The organism is Parasedimentitalea nitratireducens (genome assembly GCF_057444295.1).
In genome coordinates this window covers 16,979-41,367 of the sequence record NZ_JBYAXC010000008.1, presented here as the reverse complement: position 1 = coordinate 41,367, position 24,389 = coordinate 16,979, and the positions used below count along the sequence as shown (strand labels likewise).

At 51.6% G+C, this 24,389-nt stretch carries 16 protein-coding genes and 1 pseudogene; 6 read left to right on the top strand and 11 right to left on the bottom strand.

The window, feature by feature from the left end:
* Positions 1 to 5: 5 nt before the first annotated feature.
* Positions 6 to 437 carry a DUF1489 family protein gene (locus AC2T28_RS19040; protein WP_486750230.1) on the bottom strand — a complete coding sequence of 144 codons (432 nt, stop codon included), beginning with the start codon at positions 435 to 437 and terminating at the stop codon, positions 6 to 8.
* Between the two features lie 674 nt (positions 438 to 1,111).
* Between AC2T28_RS19040 and AC2T28_RS19035 the strand changes: the two genes are divergently transcribed.
* On the top strand, positions 1,112 to 3,397 hold the full coding sequence (locus AC2T28_RS19035) for an adenosylcobalamin-dependent ribonucleoside-diphosphate reductase (RefSeq protein WP_486750229.1): 2,286 nt from the start codon (positions 1,112 to 1,114) through the stop codon (positions 3,395 to 3,397).
* 152 nt (positions 3,398 to 3,549) lie between these two features.
* Here AC2T28_RS19035 and AC2T28_RS19030 read toward each other — a convergent pair whose 3' ends face one another.
* Together AC2T28_RS19030 and AC2T28_RS19025 are read right to left on the bottom strand one after the other, a co-directional pair.
* Positions 3,550 to 4,665 carry a hypothetical protein gene (locus AC2T28_RS19030; RefSeq protein ID WP_486750228.1) on the bottom strand — a complete coding sequence of 372 codons (1,116 nt, stop codon included), beginning with the start codon at positions 4,663 to 4,665 and terminating at the stop codon, positions 3,550 to 3,552.
* 166 nt (positions 4,666 to 4,831) lie between these two features.
* Positions 4,832 to 5,332 (bottom strand): TniQ family protein, encoded by a 501-nt coding sequence (locus AC2T28_RS19025; RefSeq protein ID WP_486750227.1) that lies wholly within the window; start codon positions 5,330 to 5,332, stop codon positions 4,832 to 4,834.
* An 11-nt stretch (positions 5,333 to 5,343) separates the two neighbouring features.
* Here AC2T28_RS19025 and AC2T28_RS19020 point away from each other — a divergent pair, with 11 nt between their 5' ends.
* Positions 5,344 to 6,555: a response regulator gene (locus AC2T28_RS19020; RefSeq protein WP_486750226.1), complete on the top strand. Its 1,212-nt coding sequence runs from the start codon at positions 5,344 to 5,346 to the stop codon at positions 6,553 to 6,555.
* A gap of 170 nt (positions 6,556 to 6,725) precedes the next feature.
* Here AC2T28_RS19020 and AC2T28_RS19015 read toward each other — a convergent pair whose 3' ends face one another.
* Positions 6,726 to 7,622, bottom strand: a complete 897-nt coding sequence (locus tag AC2T28_RS19015) for a LysR substrate-binding domain-containing protein (RefSeq protein ID WP_486750225.1) — start codon at positions 7,620 to 7,622, stop codon at positions 6,726 to 6,728.
* A gap of 104 nt (positions 7,623 to 7,726) precedes the next feature.
* Here AC2T28_RS19015 and AC2T28_RS19010 point away from each other — a divergent pair, with 104 nt between their 5' ends.
* From AC2T28_RS19010 to AC2T28_RS18995, 4 genes are all read left to right on the top strand, one after another.
* The gene (locus tag AC2T28_RS19010) at positions 7,727 to 9,256 is read left to right on the top strand and encodes an AMP-binding protein (protein ID WP_486750224.1); all 1,530 of its coding nucleotides are present in this window, start codon (positions 7,727 to 7,729) and stop codon (positions 9,254 to 9,256) included.
* 254 nt (positions 9,257 to 9,510) lie between these two features.
* On the top strand, positions 9,511 to 11,082 hold the full coding sequence (locus AC2T28_RS19005; protein ID WP_486750223.1) for a BCCT family transporter: 1,572 nt from the start codon (positions 9,511 to 9,513) through the stop codon (positions 11,080 to 11,082).
* 69 nt (positions 11,083 to 11,151) lie between these two features.
* Positions 11,152 to 12,027, top strand: a complete 876-nt coding sequence (locus AC2T28_RS19000) for a 3-hydroxybutyryl-CoA dehydrogenase (RefSeq protein WP_486750222.1) — start codon at positions 11,152 to 11,154, stop codon at positions 12,025 to 12,027.
* Positions 12,028 to 12,486: 459 nt separating this feature from the next.
* Positions 12,487 to 13,017, top strand: a complete 531-nt coding sequence (locus AC2T28_RS18995) for a DUF1415 domain-containing protein (protein WP_486750221.1) — start codon at positions 12,487 to 12,489, stop codon at positions 13,015 to 13,017.
* 33 nt (positions 13,018 to 13,050) lie between these two features.
* On the opposite strand, the gene AC2T28_RS18990 is transcribed toward AC2T28_RS18995, so the two are convergent.
* The 7 genes and pseudogenes from AC2T28_RS18990 to rtcR all read right to left on the bottom strand — a co-directional run bounded on the left by AC2T28_RS18990 (position 13,051) and on the right by rtcR (position 24,315).
* Complete coding sequence (locus tag AC2T28_RS18990) at positions 13,051 to 13,317, bottom strand: hypothetical protein (RefSeq protein WP_486750220.1); 267 nt, start codon at positions 13,315 to 13,317, stop codon at positions 13,051 to 13,053.
* A 364-nt stretch (positions 13,318 to 13,681) separates the two neighbouring features.
* The gene (locus AC2T28_RS18985) at positions 13,682 to 16,486 is read right to left on the bottom strand and encodes a PAS domain-containing protein (protein ID WP_486750219.1); all 2,805 of its coding nucleotides are present in this window, start codon (positions 16,484 to 16,486) and stop codon (positions 13,682 to 13,684) included.
* Between the two features lie 696 nt (positions 16,487 to 17,182).
* Positions 17,183 to 17,581: a hypothetical protein gene (locus AC2T28_RS18980; protein WP_486750218.1), complete on the bottom strand. Its 399-nt coding sequence runs from the start codon at positions 17,579 to 17,581 to the stop codon at positions 17,183 to 17,185.
* Positions 17,582 to 17,598: 17 nt separating this feature from the next.
* Positions 17,599 to 17,916 carry a hypothetical protein gene (locus AC2T28_RS18975; protein ID WP_486750217.1) on the bottom strand — a complete coding sequence of 106 codons (318 nt, stop codon included), beginning with the start codon at positions 17,914 to 17,916 and terminating at the stop codon, positions 17,599 to 17,601.
* Between the two features lie 108 nt (positions 17,917 to 18,024).
* On the bottom strand, positions 18,025 to 20,751 hold the full coding sequence (locus AC2T28_RS18970; protein WP_486750310.1) for a PAS domain S-box protein: 2,727 nt from the start codon (positions 20,749 to 20,751) through the stop codon (positions 18,025 to 18,027).
* A 355-nt stretch (positions 20,752 to 21,106) separates the two neighbouring features.
* Positions 21,107 to 22,135 (bottom strand): annotated as a pseudogene (locus AC2T28_RS18965) (IS3 family transposase); the annotation flags it as partial.
* A 617-nt stretch (positions 22,136 to 22,752) separates the two neighbouring features.
* Positions 22,753 to 24,315, bottom strand: coding sequence for an RNA repair transcriptional activator RtcR (gene rtcR, locus AC2T28_RS18960; protein WP_486750216.1), 1,563 nt, complete (start codon positions 24,313 to 24,315; stop codon positions 22,753 to 22,755).
* Positions 24,316 to 24,389: the final 74 nt, after the last annotated feature.

Genomic DNA, 24,389 nt, shown 5'->3' with positions numbered 1-24,389 from the left:
GCTCGTCAAAGCACTCCGATTTCCGCCAATGCCTGATTCAATTCAGGCGGCAGGGTGTCCTGTTGTGATTGGCCCTCACGCAGGTCGGGCGGGCTGTCCGTAGGTTTGAGATAACGCCAACCCTGGAATGGGCGCCGAAGGGCGGCTTGGGTTCGAACGACCTGCGGGTCCAGCACAAAGGCACAGCGGCGGATGCCGTCTTCGCCGATTACTTCGTCAAAGCGCAGGATACGCTGGCGGCATTGGATACTGCCTTTGATCACCCAATAGATTGATCCTCCAGCGATAATTTCGGGTTCGCGCTTGGGCCACATGCGGGTCACATGACGCGCCAATCCATCGCTGGATTGAGCGCGGCGCGATTCTTGCCAGGCCATCAGCGTTTCAACACTTTCGCTGCCTACCGACAGCTTGATCAAGTTCACAAAGTTATCCACCGGTAGTCCACAGAGTCGTCCAGAGTTAAGACCTTATATTGTATCCCAGGTGTATTCGGAAACAAGGTATTGTGGTACTTTCTCAAAAAAAACACAGGATGACGCAAGTTCATCGTTGAGGGTTACAAGACGCGTGTCGTATCGATGTTACCACTCACGACGCCTCATGATTCAAGGAAACCGTCTATGGAAGACGAACAAAAGAAAAAGCGAGACGTAGTAACTCTAAATGCGCAGGGGCTTCGTAGCTCACTAAGTGTGAGCGGCGACTGGAGAAGCGTTCTTTCAATCGCTATCTTGCACTATCTGAGCCCTCTACTCTGCGTCGTAGTATTCTCGTTGGTTCTGTATTTTCTTGAGTTTTCACCAAATCAAATTTTAATGGCTATCTCAAAGTGGTTCTAAGGCCGCTGGCGATTTTATTAGATCTATAGCGGAACAAAAAATCAAAACTCTGAATGTGTAGTCTTGCACTACAGTTACCCACAAGTTCTCCACAGAGTCGTCCAGAGCTAAGACCTTATATTGTATCTCAAGTCTGTTCGGAAACAAGGTATTGTGGTACACTCTCAAAAAAAACACGGGATAACGTAAGTTCATCGTTGAGGAATTCTTCACACCTAAGTATCGAGGCTTCTAGTCACGACGCCTCTCGATTCAAGGAAACCAACATTATGAGCCGCTTTGCTGCCCCCATCGCCGAGCAAATTTGGGATATGAAATACCGCTTTAAGCAAGCGGATGGCACCCCAATTGATGCAACCGTTGAAGACAGCTGGCGGCGAATCGCGCGCGATCTGGCGCGGGTGGAAAAGCAGCCTGATGCTTGGGAAGACAAGTTCTACAGTGCGTTGGACGATTTCAAATATCTGCCAGCTGGACGGATCACTGCGGGGGCGGGCACCGCGCGTCAAGTGACGCTGTTCAACTGTTTCGTGATGGGCACAGTTCCCGACAGCATGGCCGGCATTTTTGATATGCTCAAAGAGGCGGCGCTGACCATGCAGCAGGGTGGGGGCATCGGCTACGATTTCTCGACCATTCGTCCTCGTGGCGCCGATGTCAAAGGCGTGGCTGCGGATGCCTCTGGCCCGCTGTCGTTCATGGATGTTTGGGATGCCATGTGCCGCACCATCATGTCGGCGGGATCGCGTCGTGGGGCGATGATGGCCACTATGCGCTGCGATCACCCGGATATCGAAGACTTCATCACCGCCAAATCCGACTCGGCACGCCTGCGTATGTTCAATATGTCGGTGTTGATCACTGATGATTTCATGGATGCGGTCAAGGCCGACGGTTCGTTTGAGTTGAAGTTTGGTGACAAGGTTTATCAAACTGTGCAGGCCCGTGATCTGTGGAACAAGATCATGCAGGCGACCTATGACTATGCCGAACCGGGTGTGATTTTCATCGACCGGATCAACAAAGCCAACAACCTGTCGTATGTGGAACAGATCGCGGCGACCAATCCCTGTGGTGAGCAGCCGTTGCCACCCTATGGGGCTTGCCTGCTGGGCTCGATCAATTTGGCACGTCTGGTTGCTAATCCGTTTGAAAGCGATGCTGCCATGGACGAAAGTGTCATGCAGGATCTGGTCACCACCGCGGTCCGGATGATGGACAATGTGGTGGATGCGTCAAAATTCCCGCTGCCGGAACAGCAGGCGGAGGCACAAGCCAAGCGTCGGATTGGACTGGGTGTGACCGGTCTGGCTGATGCATTGCTGATGCTGGGCCTGCGCTATGGGTCAGACGAGGCGGCGCGTCAGACCGAAGCTTGGTTCAAAGCGATCGCCCGCGCCGCCTATCTGGCGTCAGTGGATTTGGCCAAGGAAAAAGGCCCGTTTCCGTTGTTTGATGCCGAGGCGTATCTATCGTCGGGCAACATGATGAACATGGACGACGATGTGCGTGAGGCTATCCGTGAGCACGGTATCCGCAACGCGTTGCTGACCTCGATCGCGCCTACCGGCACCATTTCATTGTACGCAGGCAATGTGTCCTCGGGCATCGAACCAGTGTTTGCCTACGCCTATACCCGCAAAGTTCTGCAAAAGGACGGCAGCCGCACCGAAGAGGAAGTGGTGGATTACGCGGTGCAGATGTACCGTGAGAAATATGGCGCGGATGCCAAGCTGCCGGGCTATTTTGTCAACGCTCAGACACTGGCCCCGGCCGATCACGTCAAGATGCAGGCCGCTGCGCAGAAGTGGATCGACAGCTCGATTTCCAAGACTATCAACTGCCCCGAAGACATTTCGTTCGATGAATTCAAAGAGGTCTACATGCAGGCCTGGGATCAGGGCTGTAAAGGCTGCACCACCTATCGTCCCAATGATGTGACCGGCTCGGTTCTGACCGTGTCGGAAGACTCGGACAAGGCGCCGGGTGAAACCGCTGATGCGCCGCATGTCAGCAATGGCGCCGAGGTCGTCTACATGTCGGAGCCGCTGGACCGCCCGCAAAGCCTGGAGGGGCATACCTACAAGCTGAAATGGCCGGATTCCGAGCACGCGATTTACCTGACCATCAACGATATCCTGTTGAACGGCCATCGTCGCCCATTTGAGGTCTTCATCAATTCCAAGAATATGGAGCACTACGCCTGGACGCTGGCACTGACCCGGATGATTTCGGCGGTGTTCCGTCGTGGTGGTGATGTGTCCTTTGTGGTCGAAGAGCTAAAGGCGGTGTTTGATCCACGTGGCGGCGCCTGGGTGCAGGGCAAATACATCCCGTCGATCCTGGCGGCGATTGGTGGCGTGATTGAAACCCATATGATCAACACAGGATTTATCGAAGGCGAAGGCATGGGGCTGAAATCTGACCCAACTGCCGAGGTCGTGAACTTAGGCACGCCGCGTGGCAAAGCCTGCCCAAGCTGCGGTCAGTTTGACATGCAGATGGTTGAGGGCTGTATGACCTGCCGCAGTTGTGGGCATTCTAAGTGTGGTTAAGGGCTTAGGCCTTAAAGATGTCAGTTACCTCATAGCTTTTCCAGAATTCACACCATAGGTCTTCCGGATCGCTGAGATGACGAGACATTCCAACAAAAAGAAACGGCGCAGGATTATTCCTGCGCCGTTTTTTGTTCCAATTGTTCAGAGCTTTAACTAAGGACTCTTTCCGCATCTGATCTGAGATATACGTTGCCATAGCATTGACCTTCTGGAGAAAAGGGTTTGACCGAGGCAGCGCGAAGTTGGCCTGTCAGCTTCTGCCAGGACTGCCCGAACACCTTGGCGAGTGTTTTTGGGGTTAGGAAGCGCACGTGGAAGGCGATCTCGTCATCCGGTGTGAAGTACAGCTGCTTTGCCTTGGTTATCGGGTTCTGCATGGTGGTAGTCTGAACGTGGCCGTCGTTGATCAACCGTGTCAGATTGGAAGGTTGGTTGATCCCCACTGATTTGGCAAACACCTCGACATTCTTTGCGTCGGGTGGATCTGGGCGCAAAACGGCGGCAACGTCGTCATAGTACACGTGGATGGCGGCGTAGCCCTCCGATCCCATTCTGTTGCCAACGCGGGTGATCCGACCGTCTTGAATGGCCTTGATGATTTCGCCTGGACCGGTTTTGAGGCGCTGAGCGGATTTTGAGATATGCTCCCAACCGTGTTGTGCCTGCCGTAACTGTTGAGCGCCAACTAAAACACTGTCGAGAAACTCTTGGCCGTGCGATGGGCTCCAGACAGCTTTGATGCTTGTTGTTTCCAAGTCTGGTTTGAGAACTCCATCCGTAACCAGTAAATCGAACTGGGATCGTGTGGCATTGATTGCGGCTGCCATTTCTTTGGCATCGACCAGCCGTGATAACTCGTTCAGCACGGGGGCGACCGCCTTGGCGTCAAATACCTCCCAAGCGTCTGGAAGCCCCTTGTCCGCTGTTGGGACTATTTGCTTTGCAGCTAGCGCTTTGCGAAGTCTTCGTTGGTCGATGCCATAGTTTAGCGCGGCAGTGCGTACTGAATGTAAGCGCCGTGCCTCTATTGGCTGTCCCAGTAAATCGTCCCCTGGTCCCAGCGGCCAAGTCGCCTCCATATGCTTGCGCAAGATGGTCTGGAATGGCGCGTAGTTAGGATCATGGAGGTGATCATAGGCCAAGCGTTCGTAGAGAAGCGGAAAGATTGCTTTGGCGCCGTCCTGTGGTGATCCGGGTTTACGTTGCAGTTCTTCCAAGGTTTGCAAGACTGCGTCTTCCCCTTTGCGTGCAACTTGAAACCCCATCTCATAGAGTATCGGCCGATCTGAGGGAGTTGTCCGAGATAAGGGGATGCCCTCAAGCCGCAGGCGCGCAGCGCCAAGGCAACGACAAAAAGTTGCTGGCAGCGTGTAACGGGTGCTGGTCGAGCCAAGCCTCTTGTGTTTCGTTGCCTGCCAGACGGTCCTCAATTCAGAGGTCAAAGCCGAAGGGTTTACGCGGCGCCTCATCCAACTCTCCAGAAAGGATCTTGGGAGCCACTTCCGCAAGGCGAGGGGCAGAGTCGAACCGAGTGGTCACTTTAGAGCCGCGCCATAAGGGTACCAACGGCACGCCGTGTTTAAGGCACATAGAAACGTGAGGGACCAGCCAATGCCCTTGCATGGCCATTTGGTTCAGAGCAGCATTTTCTTGCTCGCGCAGGCATGTTGGGCAGCCGCGCATCATAGGGGAGCGGAGCACTCGTGTCGGGAATAGGTGTTCGCGGAAGAGCTGCGTACCCTTGCCAACGGTTTTTGGGGACCATTGTTGGAGAGTTTCTGGAGCGCCGGATTTTACCGCCTGCCAGAACTGGTGCTGGAATCCTTTGGAAACCAGCGGGATATTTAACTCGTCTGCTGCACTCGCCAGCGAGGCGGGTACGGTCAGGGTTGCAGCGCTCAAGGCACCCAGGATAAAACGACGTGTAAGCATGTGGCAGCATTATGACTGATGGATTTGTCGCGGATGTCACAACTGACGTTCTTGCTCAAAAACAAATCCAAGCGCAAAAAGAGATAGCAGATCGCGCCCAAAAACTCGACAGCATCGGACAACTCACTGGCGGCATTGCACATGATTTTAACAACCTGTTGGCAGCTCTCATGTTCAGCCTTGAATTGTTGCGCGACGAGGAAACGGACGAAGGGCACCTGGCGCTGATAGACAATAGCCTTACCGCTGCCCAGCGGGGTGCCGATTTGACACGCAGCATGTTAGCATTTGCCAGCAAAGCTAGCCTGGACCCCAGCGTGATTGATCTCAACGAGTTGGTGAAGGAAACTCGCAATTGGGCCGGGCGCACCTTGCCATCGAATATTGAAATCAAAACATCACTGTCGGAAGAGTTAAGCCCCATCATGGTTGATGTCAGTTCAACCGAAAGCGCACTATTGAACCTACTGGTGAACGCCCGCGATGCCATGCCCGAAGGTGGTAAGCTGACCATTGAAACGAAGAATGTGCAGCTGTGCGAAGGTTGCCTTGATGTGCACCAGAGAAAAATGTCTCCCGGTCAATATGTTATATCGGCGGTCAGTGACACGGGACATGGCATTCAGGCCGATGTGCTCGATCGTATTTTTGAGCCGTTCTTTACAACCAAGGCACCAGACAAAGGAACAGGCCTGGGTCTGTCAATGGTATTTGGTTTTATGCAGCAATCTGGCGGTACCGTGCTGGTCAATTCGGAACCTGGCGTAGGTACGACGTTCAATCTCTACTTCAAGGCCTACCAAGACGAAGACGACCACCCGGTGGAAAACACCATCCCGATAGAAAGCTTCCAGGGCAATGAGCGGGATATACTCGTTGTCGAAGATGATGAAATGGTTCTGTCAATACTGGTGCAAACGCTTGAAAAAGTGGGTTACTGCGTGGCATCCACCAAAACTGGTGACGAGGCGCTTGCTCTGTTTAAGGCTGATCCAAGATTCGACCTTTTGTTGACAGATATTATGATGCCAGGCAGACTAAAAGGGCGCGCTTTGAGCCGCGCAGTTCGTGAAACTGCTCCCGATCTTCCCGTTATTTTCATGTCCGGCTATGAGAACGAAGCAACTGACCAAAACACCCGTTCGGGCGCAAAAGACATCTTCTTGACGAAGCCAGTTTCGCGGGTCGATTTGTTGACGGCAATCACGACCGCGTTGTCATAACAGTTAGCGGCAGATCAGGGATGCGGCAAAGCTCAAGCGTTCACGGCAACCAATTTACCAGTGGCGTGTGGGGCGGTGTTGGTCGACGCAAACATCAATAAAACTGGATCAACCTTTCCGATCCAAACCGCCTTTGAGTTCAGAATTAGACCCATAGAGGCAGCCCAATGTCACGACGTTGTCTTCTGCAGCCACTCAAGAAAGAACCTGACCTCAGCCTTGGTTTCTGCCAACTTGCCGGCCTTGTAGTAAAATCCTTCTTCCAGATGGATGGGCAACTCAGCCGCAGGCACCAATTGCCCTGTTGCCAGCAAGTCTTCCACAACTGCCCGCCAGCCTAACATGATGCCGTCACCGCTCAATGCTGCCTGGACGGCCTGAACATAATTGCCAAATTTCAAGCTGCAGGATGGCACTTGGCGGCACAGCTCACTGCCTTCAAAATATCGCTGCCAACTGGGCCAGTCGGTGTTGGGGGTTGAAACGTCAATGAGCCGTTGGCGCTGCAATGCCTCCATGCCCTCCAACGGACCATTTTGCTTCAGAAAGCTTGGCGAACACACGGGCACGATGGTCTCGGTAAACAACAATTTCCATCCACCGTCAGACCAGTTCCCATCGCCAAATCTGATCGCCACATCTGCGCCGGCCTCAAACCCGGCGGCCCCCTGGTAGGTGGCCATTACGTTGATCGCTATATCCGGGTTTTGCTCCCCGAATTTATTCAGTCTGGGCATAAGCCAATAAGTGGCAAATCCCAAATTGCAGGACACAGTAAGCGCCTGGTCAGACTTGGCTGCTCGGCGCAAAGTATCAACCGTTTCTGCCAGTTGCCGCAGACCTTCGGTGCTATGGTAGTGCAGGGTCTCCCCTTGCTTGGTCAATGACATCGGCCGTGTTGACCGGTCTAACAGCGGCGCTTGAACAAAATCTTCCAACTGGCGGATCGCCTGGCTGACCGCGGCCTGAGAAATACCAAGCTCTGAAGCTGCACGTGTCATCGAACGATGTCGCACCACCGCATCCAGTAGTTTCAGGTTTTGCCAACTTGGGATGGACCGCCACATAGCATAATTCTCAGGTTATGATTCTATAAGAATTATCCACCTATTTAGGCGCGTGACCAGCCCTTAGGACTAATTTTCAGATGTTCCATGATCCGAGATTCACCATGTCACAGAAAATAACCTTGGGCGATTTACAGCATAAATGCGCAGTGCGGTTTGACCAACGCCCGTTCATCACATCAATAGAAAGCGGTGAGACTGTCACCTACGCACAATTTGAAGCACGGACAAACCGGTTGGCTCATGGCATCAGGGCGCATCTTCCCCAATCTCTAGATTATGCTGTAATTCTGTTGGAAAACAGCATTGACTATCTTGCCCTGACCTACGCGTTGAAGAAGATCGATGTGATCGAAGTCTCCGTAAACAGGGCCATGCGTGGTGCTCCGTTGGCGCGGATGATTGACCAAACTGCAGCGCCGGTGTTGTTCACTTCGAAAGCCCATTTGACTGCGCTGGACGAGGTGCGGGATGATCTGACCAGTTTGCGTACCTTGGTCATGCTGGACGGCGATGTGGAGGCGCAAGCCTTGTTTCCTGACCTTCAGGTGATGTCACTTGAGCAACTGCGGGCAGAGGAAACCAGTCATATTGTGGCAAAGTCCAAGGACACAGACACCGCAACAATCCTGTTCACCTCGGGAACAACCGGCGTTTCCAAAGGCTGTATGTTGTCGCACCGTTATGCGGTGCGGACGGCGGAGAACATGATCGGCCCGTTCCGTGTTACTGCGGATGATTGTGTCTACTCGCCCTATCCATTGTCTCATATCGGCGCTGCCTATTACGACATTCTACCGACCATGATGACCGGGGGCAGGGTGATCCTGCGCGAGCGTTTCAGCCTGTCTAATTTCTGGCCAGAAGTGAACGAACACCGGGTCACCTGGGTGATGATGCTAGGGTCGGTCCAGCAGTTGCTTTGGTCACAGCCCCCATCCGAATTGGAAAAGTCCCACAAAATTACGCGCTGCTGGTCAACCCCGGCCCCCGTTCCAAAGGCGGACTTTGATGCGCGGTTCAATCTGCATCTGATCCCTGGAGGCGGATATGGATCAACCGACGCGGGTTGGGTTGCTGTTCCACAGTGGGATCATCCCGGTGCAATTGTCTTGCCACATTTCGAGATCGAAATTCAGGACGACGACGGCGAGGTGGTTCCAGCAGGCGAAGCAGGCCATGTCGCCGTGCGCTCGCGTGAGCCCGGGGTTATGGCAGATGGGTATTTTGGCATGCCCGAACGGACGTTGGACAGCCGCAAAAACCTTTGGTTCCAAACTGGTGACATTGGTCGGATGGACCAAGAGGGGCGGTTCTATTTCATGCACCGGGTCAGCGAACGTATCCGCGTCAAAGGGGAAATGGTGTCTGGTTTTGAAGTTGAAGAAGCCGTGCTGGCCCATCCTGCCTTGGCCGATTGCGCCGTCATCGCCGTACCCGCGGAAATGGGAGAGGAAGATATAAGGGCGTTCATCACCTTCAAGGAGGGGCAAGCCGTCGACGAAGACACCCTGCGGCAGCACTGCCTCGACACAATGGCCAAATTCATGGTGCCCCGAGAATTTGTTGTTTTAGATGAAATGCCGCGGACGCCGACCGGAAAACCTGAAAAAGGTAAGCTCGCTGCAATGTAGCCCTTTTACATAAAGCCTCGCCCCCTTTGGTCTGCATCCTCTGGGGGTGACCCCCTTCACTATCCCAGCTTCCAACCTGCGATTTTCACCGCTGACTCGCTTAGCCCCTGAGGGCTACGGCGATGCTCGTCGCATGGACCTCACAGCCGCAAAATTTGACAAAACAGGAGGAGTAAATGTCAATCAAGCCACCTTTAACCGATCTACCGATCTAAACAGTAGAAAGCGGATTTTGCAGCGGTTTTAGCCGCGATGTGACCATCACCGCAAAACTGCTTGTGGGCGCCTTGGTGCTCTGGGCTGTTGCATTCCCAAACAATGCATCCTCTGTGCTGAGTGCGCTGAACGGGGTCATCCTGGCGTCCTTCAATTTTTGGTATGTCTATGTGATGGCATTTTTTGTCATCGTCTGCACAGCACTGGCCTTGTGGCCTGCTGCGGGAAGGCTACGGCTTGGTCACGAAGATGACCGCCCTGAGTTTTCCAATTTCTCTTGGTTTTCCATGATGTTTGGTGCGGGAATCGGGATCGGCATGTTGACCTATGCCACAGGTGAACCGATCTACCATTTCCAGAACAATCCAACCATCATCATGGGCGGCGCTGAGGCACAGTCTGCCGAAGCTGTCCGTTCTGCTTATGTTTGGTCGTTTAATCATTGGGGACTTAACGCTTGGGCTTCTTACGCCCTGACAGGGCTGGCGCTGGCCTATTTTTCGTACCGACGCGGGTTGCCACTGACCATCCGCTCCGCTCTGGCACCGCTTTTTGGGGCTCGGCTGTCTGGGAAAGTTGGCCACCTGGTCGATGTTGTTGCGGTGGTCGCCACCGTATTGGGAGTGGCTCAAACCCTTGGTTTTGGCGTTAATCAGTTTGTTGCCGGACTGCACCGGATTGGAGTGGGTGATTGGTTGTTAACCGCCAACGGAGATCCTTCTACCGCAGCAATCCTATTTGCACTTCTGGTGATCATGGGGGCCTCAACCCTGTCGGCTTTGTCCGGTGTCGGCAAAGGCATCAAATGGCTGTCCAATATCAATATGGGGCTCAGCTTTTTCCTTTTGGCGTTCTTTGTGTTGTTCGGCTCGACGTTTTTTGGCTTTCAAACCTTGGTGCTTGGCATCTGGGACTACCTGATCAATCTGCCCGCCGTATTGTTCACAGTCTGGACCGATGATGGCACAGAAACAGGCAAGGCTTTGCAAAGCTGGCAGGGCGGATGGACCATCTTCTATTGGGCTTGGTGGATTGCATTTGCCCCCTTTGTTGGCCTGTTTTTGGCACGGATCTCCAAGGGGCGTACGATCCGGGAGTACGTGTTTGGCGCAATGTTGACCCCCAGCATCATGTGTTTTGTCTGGTTTGCCCTTGTTGGCGGCACGGCAATTGATTTGGAACTATCCGGCCAAGCCAATGGCAGTATCATTGGCACCGTTATTTCCGATCAGCTGTTTGCAACGTTGGCAATTTTGCTTGACCCAGCAATGACATGGCTTTTCTCAATCGTTGTAGTGGTCCTGCTGCTTACCTATCTGGTGACCACTGCCGATAGTGCGGTTCTGATTATCAATACGATCAATGCAGCCGGCGACGAAGGTCCCAAGGCTCGGCCACATATCTTGTTTTGGGGTGTCGCCTTGGCGCTGGTAGTTGGCGCACTCTTGATGATCGGCGGCTTGGGGGCAATCCAGACCGCTATGGTGATCGGCGCGCTGCCCTTTTCCGTAGTCATGGCACTGATGGGCCTGTCGCTTATCAAGGCCATCTACCGCGACGGTCAGCGTATCAAAACTCAATCAATGCCAGCAACTGAACCTGCTGAATAACACAAACCGAACCCGGCGGTGTCATGCCGCCGGGACGCCCAAAGTTTACGAATAGCGAGGATGGTTTAGATGGAGATCAAATCGGTGGGTGTCATTGGTGCCGGGCAAATGGGCAACGGTATCGCACATGTGATGGCTCTGGCGGGCTATGATGTGCGCCTAAACGACATGTCAAAAAGCGCTCTAAACAAGGCAATTGATGTGATAGAGAACAACCTTGAGCGTCAAGTAAGCCGGGCAATGATCAGCGCGTCCGAACGTGATGGCGCATTGGCACGCATCGCCACCACCTTGGCGCTAGAGGAAGTTGCAAAGACCGATTTGGTGATCGAGGCCGCAACGGAAGACGAGGGCATCAAAAACAAGATTTTTGACGCGCTGACCCCCTCACTTTCTGAGAACACGATTTTGACATCCAACACCTCATCAATTTCGATCACTCGTTTGGCTTCGCGCACCGATAGGTCGGAACAATTCATGGGGTTTCACTTCATGAACCCCGTGCCCGTGATGCAACTGGTCGAACTGATCCGTGGCATCGCTACAAATGACGCAACCTATCGCGCCTGTCTTGGTGTGGTTCATAAGCTTGGAAAAACCGCCGCCTCGGCTGAGGACTACCCAGCCTTTATCGTCAATCGACTTCTAATGCCGATGATCAACGAAGCCGTTTACACGTTGTACGAAGGCGTTGGCACTGTGGACAGCATCGACCAAGCCATGAAGCTCGGAGCAGGACATCCGATGGGCCCCTTAGAACTGGCTGATTTCATCGGGCTAGACACCTGCCTTGCGATTATGAATGTGCTGCACGAAGGGCTGGCCGACACGAAATACCGTCCCTGCCCATTGTTGGTCAAGTATGTCGAAGCCGGTTGGCTTGGCCGCAAGGTCAAACGTGGATTTTACGACTATAGAGAGGAAATTCCTGTCGCGACCCGATAACCGGCTCAAGTGTTTCAGAGATCAGCTTGATAGATCGGCGACCAAATTCGGATTAAATAGGCTCACTTCAACAGAAAACCTTCCCACAGCCAAAGCAAACCGCTGTGACTGCCCCGCCGCTTCGTCTGTTATGCCGACATGGTGTTGCATCAATTGCGACCAACATGGTCTAGTATAAAACCGGTGAAAATGGGATCATGACTTGCGCGACTGGTTGTCTAACCGAATTTCTCCTGTGGGCTGCCACCGGTCCTCCACCCCGTCTTGCACAAATGACCGGTAAGGGCCGTTCGCCATACGCGAAGGATGGTTTGACACTGACTGCACCGAGCCGATGGGTTTGGCTTCTGCAAACAAATTGGAAATAGGGGTGAAACATGGTTTAAGCGGGTCAAGTAAGAAAGGATCTATCGCATCAATAAGTTCGCCCCACAAACGCTATCTCTCGCTCATCAAGACGTGGTTAAAAACACCCGTCGATGGCTTGATCAAATGGTAGTAGGATTAAATCTTTGCCCATTTTCCTCGAGCGTCATAGCCCGAGACCAAGTCCATTATGCCATATGTGATGCCACCTCCGATGCGCAACTAACTCAGTTTTTTGTGAGTGAATTACAGCGCTTGCTCGGGACCAACGAAAATGACGTTGCCACGAGCTTGCTCATGTTTACCCAAGGAGTGGAAGACTTCGAGGATTACCTCGACTTGCTCGATTGGTTTCAGCAGCTGTTGGAGAAAGCAGAACTGATAGAGCACGTTCAATTAGCCTCATTTCATCCTCAATATCAGTTTGAGGGTGTGGCTGCAGACGATCTCAGCCACTTTACCAATCGCTCCCCCTATCCAACCATACATCTTCTGCGTCAGGAGCAGATGACCAAAGTCCTCGCTCACGTTTCGGACCCCGAGAATATTTATTTGGACAACATAAAAACACTGAATGACCTTGGTCTCCGACAAGTGCAAGCTCTCTGCCCCTGGGGAAAATAAACTATCTGCATTGGCTTTTAACCACGTCCATCTTCAGGTTTTCCGGGTCCAAGCATTGCCAAAACTAAGAGAGCGTTTGGCGTATTGGTGTATTGTCTCGTCTTGGGGAGTAAAAGCCTCCAGCTCGACCATGCCGACATTCTCGATATCCGTTATGGTGACACGCTGGCCCTGCTCAACCGCAACGGCGCCCGAAATCCGGATCCTCTGATTGCCGTCGGCAGCGTATGACGAAGCCCCACCCAGGAAGCTGAAAGCAAGAAGCACAACTACAGTGGCGGCTCGAAGAAAGTGCAACATTCTGCGATCCCTAACTTTTACTGTACTTTAATCTGTTTCACTGTGGTGCATGTTCAAGCTCAATTGCCTTTTGAGTTCTAATGTCTGACGTTAACACCTGTGGGACAGAATTGAGGATTTGAACAACGGTGGGTTTCTGGCTTCATAAAGTAAACTTATGGTACTTTGAGATAACGCTAAAGTGGGGTGGTGTAGATTGTGGCTGATCTTTGGAAGTCTTTATGGAGATGCTGCCTAGAAGTTGGTTACGATCACTCAAAGAGCAGGGCTGCTTGAAGGAGGGGGCGGGTTCCAGACCTTCGCTGCGGTTTACACCAATGGCGACTATTAGAAATTGGTGATACTGTCATGTGGAGACTACGGACTAAGCTTTGGACTTTCCGGACAATGACGTTTCGCCTTTTGCGTCCCGCGCTTGCAAAACTTTGGAAATACTTGCAAGCAGTTCGGCCCTCCTGATCGGTTTCATCAGCCTGATATCCTCTGGGTGCAGCTCATTTCCGTGAATCGTGGTCTCAGCGGCGTAGCCGGTCAGAAAAATCGCAGGAAGATCCGGCCGAATGACACGTAGTTCTTCAACAAGGTTTGGACCAAGCAATCTGCCGGGCATAACTACATCAGTGATCAGCAAGTCGAAATTTGGATCGGCCTCAAACACTGCTTTGGCCGCGTCTCCAGAGCCGCAGGCAGTAACTTTATAACCAGCCTTGCGCAGGACTGAGACGAGAACTGCAAGAACTCCGCTTTCATCTTCAGCGATCAGAATACGGGCACAACTGGGTGTCATGGGTTGTCCTGCGATAGTGCTTTGGTCTTCAGCTTGTTGGTCTTGGGGCAATGCTCTGAAAAACAGTTTGAAGGTCGTGCCAACACCTTCTTCGCTATACACTCGAACAGTGCCCCCTGATTGGCGAATGAACCCATAGATCATTGAGAGCCCTAGTCCCGATCCCGCACCTGGCGCCTTGGTAGTAAAGAATGGTTCAAAAATCTGTTTCAACAGTTTTTTGGGAATTCCGTGGCCCGTATCACTGACGGCGATCGTGACGTAATCACCTTGATCAATATCTTCGTGCTGATTTTGAACCATTTGGGCATCAACTACCAAATTTTTGGTTTCAATTGTCAGTTCTCCGCCTTGCTGCATCGCATCTCGGGCGTTGATGATAAGGTTGAGCAACACGCTTTCTGTCGAACTGAGGTCTGCCTGAGTGCTCCATAAGTCAACGTCTAATTGGGTGTTAACCTCGATATTCGTAGGTAAAGTTCGTCCGATCCAGTTTTGGGCGTTTCGAACAACTTCATTCAGGTTCAGCTTTGTTGGTTCCAGTTTTGCCTGTCGGGCAAAGGCCAACATATTACGCGTCAGATCGGCGCCGCGGGTGGCTGCGGAAATACTGGCATCCAGCATTTTCCTCAATTCGACATCTGAGATGTCATCACGAACAAGCTCTAAGTTTCCCAGTATTATGGCAAGTAAGTTGTTGAAATCATGGGCTACTCCGCCGGTCATTTGACCGATAGCTTCGCCGCGCTGCGATTTAATAAGGGCCTCCTCAGCGCGCCGTTTGTCTGTGGCGTCGATCATAATCCCTTCGATCTCGATCTCACCTGAAAGAGATGTGACCGGATTGCCGCGTTCCCACACCCACCGTTTGTCGCCATTGACGGTTGTTATGCTATATTCCACTTCGTAGGTGCTGCCAGCGGCGACGGCCGCCTCAACAACCTGCCTGACACGTTTTCGATCTGCCTTCTCGACCTGAAGAATCCAGTTGTCTTCGCCAAGCTCATCCCAGCCATTTGCGCTGCTGGAAGGATCAACAAAATGGCGATAAAAACCTTGGCTGCGATACACAGCTGACCATTTCTCATCAAGCTTTACTCTGAACAAAGCGCCTGGCAAATTATCGACCAAATTCGAAAGTTTGGATCGGCTAATGCGCAGCTTTTCACCCAAATCGATCTGATCCGTCACGTCCATTAATACACCAAGTGTAGATGTGAGACGGCCGGTACTGTCATAACCCGGTTCAGCCCATTGTTTGAGGTGCCGAATACTGCCGTCATCTCGGATGATACGCGTGGAAATGGTCCATCCTGAATCGGTGGCGCAGGCATTTTCAAGAGCTGCTACATATTCTGCCCGATCATCAGGGTGGTACCATTTTTGATCTTGCTCAAAAGAGTTCGTTCGCGCGACATATTCCTCGACCGTTACCCCAAAAATATCCGCCATTTCAGGAGAGCAATACGTACAGCAGTCTTTATCACGGTCCCAGACCCAGTGGCCTAGACAGGCCAGACGGATGGCATTTCGGTACCTTTGTTCCGTCGCTTGCAACTCTGCTTCGCGGGCCATTTTGTTGGTGACATCGCGAGTGACGCCAATGTAGCCGGTAAACAATCCATTTTGATCAAACTGAGGCTCGCCACTTGCTTCCCGATAGCTCTTTGTGCCGTCCAAGTTGGTGTCGATCAAAATCAGGTCCTTGAGCACTTCATGGTTCTCCATAGACCGTTTAATCGGCCCCCATCCGCCTCGAAGCGGTTGGCGTGTTGGAACGTCCCATGGTCTGCGTCCAATCAGAGTAGTCTCTTCCGGTGCAAGGATGGTTGTGCCACTCACTACTGATACGACGTTATGCGCATCGTCAGTTTCCCAGAGTCGATCATCTGCCATCCGCGCAAACAACCCTAATCGCAATTTGTGGTTCGTGGTTGCTCTATTTTCTGACTCATTGGTTGACTGCACCATCGCCATTGAAATCAAACTGACCGCCGCCTCGGCAAACCGCTTCTCACTGTCCGTCCAAACATGAGATGCAGGCGCGTGCTGAACAATAAGTACGCCTAAAAGATCGTCGTTATCGAACAGCGGACAGCATAAGACTGCGTTGGCACCCGTTTGTTGAAATACCTCTGCAATGGCAGCAAGTGGTCCGACTGGTTCATCAATATTATTGATTGCGACTATTTTCTTAGATCTCAAGACTTTCAAAACTTCACCGTCGCTATCGAAATGGATAACAGAGCCGGGGTTACAATTGGTCCTATTGTCCGAATATCTCGCGCTGAGGTTCAACTGATTAAGGTTTGTGTCTAGCGACCAGATGCTCGTCGCCTGCGCCCCTGTAGCTTCGGAGATGGTTTTGGCAAATTGAGTCATTCTCCCTGACAAAGATGGATTGGGCGAAACGTTTTGCACCAACAAGCAGTGCAAGGCGTCGCCTAGCCAAGTTGGGTCGGTTGCTTGCGTTTGCATCATGTTGAGTAGCGTTGACTAGAAAGGCGATTTTCACATATCGAAAAACAGCTATGTTCTCTGTTTCCGTCGCCGGATGGCTTTCATTTGAGCTAGCCGTAGACCTTCATTTTTCAAGACGTTATGGAATAGCTTCCAGTCTGCGAGCTCAGCTTTCTAAAACATAGTCGGCCAAGTCAAATACACTTCGACGAAGTCTACCGGTCCTTGGTTGCTTTGGCCGCTGGTGGTTGGGCAGGCGACGAGCCAGCCCTGAACACCGCGCGCTCAGGCCTAAACAATACCTTTTTTGATCGGTCCAACATACCAAACAAATCCCGCGGGTCATCCGGATCGGTCAACATGTCGAGCTGTGTGAAAATGCTGCGCCTTGAATGGTAAGCTCTCATGACAATTTGTCCCTGGCCGGCATATGCAGCGCCTACGACTCGTTCTCCTCACGGTTATGGCGCTTTGTCAACCTTGCGGGCTGGCTTACGGTCCTTCGCTGCGGTCAGACACAACGGCAGCTATGCGCAAAAAAGTGCTCTTTGCAAAGTCATGACTGCTTCCCGATAGCAGACATGCGGGCGGTGCTCAGCGAGAGGCCGCTAGGAGCCCTTACCTACGTGATTGAATCTGTGCAGTGAAGGACCGCTCTAATAGGGTTTGCGTCTGGGAGACCATCTGAAGCTGCATTTCAGCCTCTCCTAACTTCGCCTTATAGATTTCGAGCCGAGCGTTAGCGTTGGTGTCGATCATCAAAATGACTGCCATAATGGCTATGGTTGTAATCAGGCTGGCCCGCCAAATGGGTGTCTCCACGTAAAGTATCAACACAGCACAGGCGGCCATGATCAACGGGATGATCCTAAAAATTGCGATCCGGTAATCGTTAAGAACCTTATCGGCACGGCCGATTTCGGATGTGATGAAGTCCAAAGCACTACCCTTGTATGCAATTGGAAAGCTCGTAATCCTTGCCTGGCTCGGGAAAAACAGCCCAAGTCCAATGATCAAAAGTAGAGCACCTGCCACTAGGAATGGAATGACATTAGCTTTCCCTCAATCGCGTAGCTGCAGACCATTTCATGAATGGTGTTGGCGTCACTCTCATAGTCAAGGTCATCGAAGGTCACATGGGTTACTTTCCTGAACAGCTGTTCGAAGGATCGTAAATGATCGGTCAGCTCCGGGACACCTGACAAAACTAGAGTGAAAGGCCAGATTTTTGATTTCAGGATAGACTTGAAGGAATCCAGCTCTTCCTCCAGGGCCTGTTCAGATTTTCCAGCAAAGAACTCATTGGCCTCAGCATCATGGTGAACCTCCCCCTTTGAAGTGGTCCGCGCCAATGATTAGGAAATCAGAGGACCATAGATGGCGATTAAGAGACCCAAGCCGGAAGAGATTATACACCGGGTCTTTGAAACCGATCCTTCACTAAACGTCATAGAAAAATTTCACGTGGAATCTGTTGTTACCGGTTTGTCTTCGCGCGGCAAAAATAAACAAACAGTCGTACCAATGCCGGAAATGCTGTCAATGGTAGCATGGCCACCTGATTGTTGGCAAAAGCCGTAAACCATCGACAGCCCCAAACCGCTTCCCTCTCCGACATTTTTCGTTGTGAAAAATGGTTCAAAGGCTTGGCGCTGGGTGGCTTCTGACATGCCCGTTCCACTATCCTTAACAGCCAAAGCAACAAATTGCCCTGAGATAACGTCTTCTCCATCGCTTGTGTCCAATTCGGCATTCTGACATTCGATAGTTAGCGTGCCACCATCTGGCATCGCATCCCTTGCGTTCAATGCCAAATTCAAACATGCATTTTCAACTTGCCCTGGGTCAGCCAATGCTGTCCACAAATCAGGCTGAATTTTCGTTTCAATTTCAATCGCCTTGTCCAAAGTCCTTGATAGAATGGCGATCAAATCCCCGACCAACACTCCGATATCGATGGCTTCTGGCTTTAGAGGTTGCTGCCGTGAAAACGCCAACAATCGTTGCGTTAGCTCTGCTCCTCGACCGCTTGCTTTGATTATCGCGTCGATTAGGACTTGATGTTCAGGCGCAACATCTCCAAGCAGTTCGGCGTTGCCCAAAATGACGGCCAGTAGATTGTTGAAATCATGAGCAACCCCACCCGTTAATTGTCCAACCGCCTCCAGTTTTTGCGAGCGGAGCAACCGTTCCTCGAGGTGCTTACGCTCCGAAATATCAAATAAGGACCCATTCGATCGGATAGGGTGGCCTGCATCATTTGTTTTTATATGGCCACGAACTTGAAACCAAATATGGTCTCCCGATTGAGTGCGAAAACGTAGCTCATGTGCCAGTATTTGGTTAGGATTGGTAATATGCCGGTGCACGGCGTCCGAAAACCCAACTACATCGTCTGGGTGGATCACCGAGGCCAAGGAATTGTTGATTAGCGCCGCAAATTCGTCATGACCATAACCTAATTTTTGGGAGAAGCTCGGCGATAAGTAAATAGATCTCGAGGGTAAGGACCAGTCCCAGATCGAAGTGTGTTGCATTGCGAGCTGATAGCGCTCCTCGCTTTCACGAAGAGCCTTTTCGTCGGACCGTTGACGAGTAACGTCCAGGCCAGTTGTTATCGTCCGCCCATCCGCTAGTTTCTGTTCACGTAGGTCTATTATTTTTCCATCGGTGCGGACCGCTTCGAAAATTCCATGTGGATTTCTATGATAAGCTATCCGCGCTTCTGCCCATTTTGGTTTTTCATCTTCATTCAACGAATTGATGCCAGCCGCTGCATTTACGAAATCCTCAAACTGGACACCAACGTCCGCCACGGGTCCTAGGTCACGGTTTAATTCTCGAAAGAACCTGTTGGAGATCAACAGCTTATCATCACGATCCCAAAGGACGAACAATTCCTCTAACCCATCGACCGCCTGCGCTAAAATCTGATTAGCCAATTCTGCGGCCTCTGCTGACTTTTTTTCCTCAGTGATATCGCGCCCAGTACCCCGATACCCAAGAAAGGCTCCGCTGGAGGCAAAAATTGGAACACCTGAAGTTCGAACCCATACCGTAACACCGTCGATGATGGCTTGATATTCAAAATCCTTGAACGATTTATGCATCTCCAAATCATCAAGATGCTTTTTCCATTCTTGTCTATTCACAACGGAATCGCCAAATTCTTCTCTTTTTTTACCAATGGCCTTTTTAGGAGAAATCGGCGACGCAAAATGACTTCCTTCTGAAAACCAGGTAAAGCGTAAAGATTCGTCCATTTCCCAAAACCAGTCCGATCCCGCTGTAGCAAAATTTTCGAAACGATTTTGACTTTGTTCTAGTCGCGTTTTTCGGTTGATCACGAGGATCGTAAGAAAAGTAGTTAATAGGCTAAGAAACCCGCCGAGAATAAGAACTGCATCATCTTGAAAAGTGTCAAATGACGCAACCTGAATTTCGGTTGGCGAGACGGTGATGGTCCACTCCCTCCCACTTACTGAAACAATCTTGGATGGAGACGTCAATGCTGATTCAAAGATCTCTCCATTTGAGAAGAGCACTTGATTCTGGTCAAAGACACTGACTTGGTAGAATTTGCCAATTTCTAGGCCTAGTGCGTTTTGGAAAAAAGAATCTACTCGAAAAACAAGATTAATAAACCCAGCGCTTTTGCCGTTTCTGGCAATAGGTGAATAACCAACAAAACCACGTCCTCCTTGCGCCAGACTAATTGGCGACGTCAATTGCATCTGACCTGACAGTTCTGCCGCAGCAAGTGCCTTTGAGGGAACCCTAAGTGTCCGGACATTTAACCCCAAAGCATCGTCATTTCCTTCTTCTGGTGTGACAATACGAATGATGCCTGCTGGATCAATCCAGTTTAGCGACTGAATGTCCTCGAATAGATTATGTACTACCTGAGCCTCAGCGCGAAATGCACCAATATTTAAGTCGTTGCCCGTGGTGAAATGCGAATGTAACAATCGTGTTGCATTCAACCGAGTAGAAGTATGTGATTCTAGCCTTGTTGCAATATTTGTAACTGTCTTAAGCGTTTCAGCTGACAATCGTTCATTTTGAAGTTTTTTTGTTTCACTCCAAATTAGAAGAGTTGCCGCGAGAATTGATCCGCAAACGGCAAAGGGAAACACAGACTGGAACCGTTTGAAACGGCTGATTGGCGCTGACAAATTTGCCACCACTTTTTCCAAATTTGGCGAGTTTCCTCATTTTCGACATTTGAGGACCACCAGGGGTTTCGTTTCAGAGCAATAAGTCATTCACTGCATAGAGCTTAAGGTTGGGTGCCACATCAAGGAACCTCTACAGAAAGCTAGTGCAGTAAGGTCAGCCAGTCCACTAAGACGGTGGCGCGGGCGAGCGATTGGCCAGCGTGGTGTGGTTATTCAGACAAGGTGCTGAAGAATTTTAAAGTTGGATGTTATAGACAAGTTCTAGTGGTAGATAGGTAGCTAAATTGGCTCCTGAGACGCCTCCTGCAGGAGACAGAGAAACCCAGCTATTGAACCGCCCCACATGAGTGGTCCAATTTGAAAGTTAGTGCATGGTTGGCCTTTGGTCCATCGGGACGATGGCCTCTGGCGCGGGTGGGCGGTAGCGCAGGGCACTGTGGGGTCGTTTAGTGTTGTAGTGTTTCCTCCAGCTTTCGATGTTGATCTGAGCTTCACGGAGCGAGTAGAATATTTCACCGTTCAGTAGCTCGTCCCGCATTCGTCCGTTAAAGCGCTCGCAGTACCCTTTCTCGCAAGGGGATCCTGGCTCGATGTAAGCTGTCTTGGCCCCGACGGCTTTGATCCAACCCCTGACGGCCTCCGCTGTGAACTCAGAGCCGTCGCCCATTGGGCTCGACAATGGCGCCTTCACTGGGCAACTCCGACCGAATGTACGTAGGCACACCACGCAGGATAAACAGGTCCGTCAGCGCGTCGATGACTTTGTTCGAGTTCAGCTTCCGCTTCACTCGTATGGCCAGACATTCCCGACTGTGTTCGTCCAGAATATTCAATGTCCTGAACGCCCTGCCATCATCTGTCCGGTGATGCATCGAGCCATTGAGAGCGCCATTGGTCCGAGCGACAATGGCGAGGGTCGTACGACCAGACATGATTGCGATATTCGGGACGCAGTCGGATACATGATCCATCCCTTGCCCGGCAGGGCATTGCACGGCAATGTCCCGAGAGGGTGCGTCCAAAGCCTTCTCTTTATGGGCTGCTTCATGGGCACTTTCAGCCCCTCACGTCGCCAAAATCGCTCGACGCGTTCGTCATTCACTAGCTGCACGGCAGGCGATTGCAAAGCAATCTGCCGTGAGGGGCCAGCCCGCGTCCCTCAGCAAGGCAGCAACCCGGCGGTGCCATACCGGCCGTACTGCCGCGCCAGTTCGATCATGTCTGCGACCAGACGTTCTTCGTCAGCTCGCCCCTGTGGTACTCGACGCTGCGTGGACCGGTGCTGGCCCAGAACGCGGCACACACGACGCTCAGAAACCTTCATCTGGCTGCGCACATGATCAATACAGGCCCCTCTCAGCGATGCACGCATCGCTTGTCGAGCGCGCGCCTTGTTGCGCTTGAAAGGAATAATCACATCCTATTGGAGGAGGATCAATGCTGGACCCATTTTCTGAAAGAAGTTCGGGCCTTTCTGTCCGGTATTTATTGAGCTTAAGTTTTCCGCTACTTCGCTCAGGTAGTTAGGCAGAGCAGGGCAAATGCTCTCTGGAACATTGAAATTTTGCGGATGCATTCACTGAATTCCAAACTTTGATTGTCAGACGTCAGCGCTAATGGGCCAATGATCAAGGTACGCACCCTTTGCAAAAAAAACTAAATGCAAGGGGTGGACTAATTGCTCAGAGTAGTAGCTTGGCCCGTTGCGTTGGGAGAGATAGAGTCGGAAAGTGCCCGGCTGGCAGAGTGTGGATCTGATCCACTTTCCAATTGTCCAGCATTTCACCCTGCAACTTCGGAGACACCACTTTGTCTATTGATGTGCGGATATAGACCTTTGGCACGCGACCAAAGCTTTTGTTTGTTATGGTGACCTAGGCGACAAAGGGCTCTGTCGCCTGTGGGAGGTCTTTGACATAGTGCAGCGCTCCCTGAATGTCTTTGTCGGTAGGCGAATTTCTGGTTTGGGTATGCTCAGTGAAAGACATGTGCTTCAGCTTAGCCCGTGTTTTAGGAATTGGAAAGATCAGTCCATTTCAAATCGAACTTCGCCAAATATTTGCGAAGACGGTCTGCGTCATTCCGGCTTGCTCGCTCCTCACGAGATACGGCAAACAGAGTTCTTCCGGCCTCACTGATGGAAGAGGAGGTTTTGCATATTCGAATGACCTGCGCGAGCTGCGAGACGTCAAATGGATCAAGAGGTTTGGGTACGTATTGCGCGATCAATTGCGCATCTGGGTCTGTGCTCGATGATTGCCAGCGGTGCTCAAGCCGAGAGATTTCCTCTTGGACCTGCGCGCGCGTGATACGTCCGCGCGGGGCGAGGGTACACAGACGAAGGACAGCACCGCTAAAGTCGCGAAAGTTTCCTGGCCACGGCGTGCCGGGTGAGCGGGCAAACCGTAACCAGGTCTCTGCCGCATCTGCATTAAATCCAACACGAACGCCAAGGGTCTTTTCAGCACGTAATAGTTCAAACCGTAGGTTATCTTCAATGTCTTCACGGCGTGCCCGCAACGGAGGTAACTGAAAGGTCCAGAAATTCAACCGCGCCAAAAGGTCGATGCGAAATTCACCTACGGCCACCCGTTCGGAAAGATCACTTGAGGCACCCGCGACGACATGAAAACGGCTTGTAATCTCAACATCAGCTCCAAGCGGATAGTATCGCCCCGTTTCTATCGCGTGGAGCAACAATGCCTGTTCTTCTAGGCCCAACATGTCGATTTCATCAAGGAACAGCACCCCGCCGTTGGCCTCGCGAAGAAGGCCCGTCCGTTCAGTTCCTGCCTGACCCGTAAAACTGCGCCGTTGCCCAAAAAGAGTTGCAGTCGCGGTGCCACCGATAAGCGTCGCGCAGTTCACGTGAACAAGTCGACCTTTGATACGATGGCGCTGGAGCTTCAGTTCGTAGATCCGCTGCGCAAGCTCGGTTTTTCCGGTACCGGTTTCCCCCTGAAGTAAAATGGGTTCGTCAGATACGCTGGAGACCTGTTCGATTTGGTCGATAATCTGGTTGTAGGTTTCGTTTTTGGTTTCTATTCCGCCTTTCAAAATCTCACCGTATTCGCGCGATTGTTGATCAAACCGCTGCTGCAGGGCGTCGAACTGGCGCAGATCCAAGTCAATTAAATCAAACGTGCCAGGTCCTCCTTTGTCGCGCGGAGGGCCAGTCTGGATCAAGGCGGCTGGGATGTGACGCGATTCTGAAAGTAGAAACCAACAGATTTGTCCAATGTGCGTCCCTGTAGTGAGGTGGATATGATACCGCTCGCGGTCTTCATCGAAGCCATAGTCTTTAGCAAAGTCAAAGAGCTTGGCGTAGGTTTCACCAAGATCCCATGGATCGTCCATATCCATTCGGTTTAGGACAACTTCTGTTTCAGGGGAAACGGCTTCAATATCTGCTTTGACATTGTGGGCGAGGCGCGAAAATTTGGAGTCAAAGATCAGTTCATATCGATCCACCTCGAACCCGTCTTCTTGGCAAAGACTGACAGTGGGTTTCCAGCCGCGACGTTTTCCACTGTCGAGCTGTGTACCGAGGAAGCCGAGAACAACATTTCTCATCTATGCGATCCAGAATAATAACTTACGATTTTTTTGTATCGTAATGTGCTTTGGAGTTTTGAGCAACGCTCAGA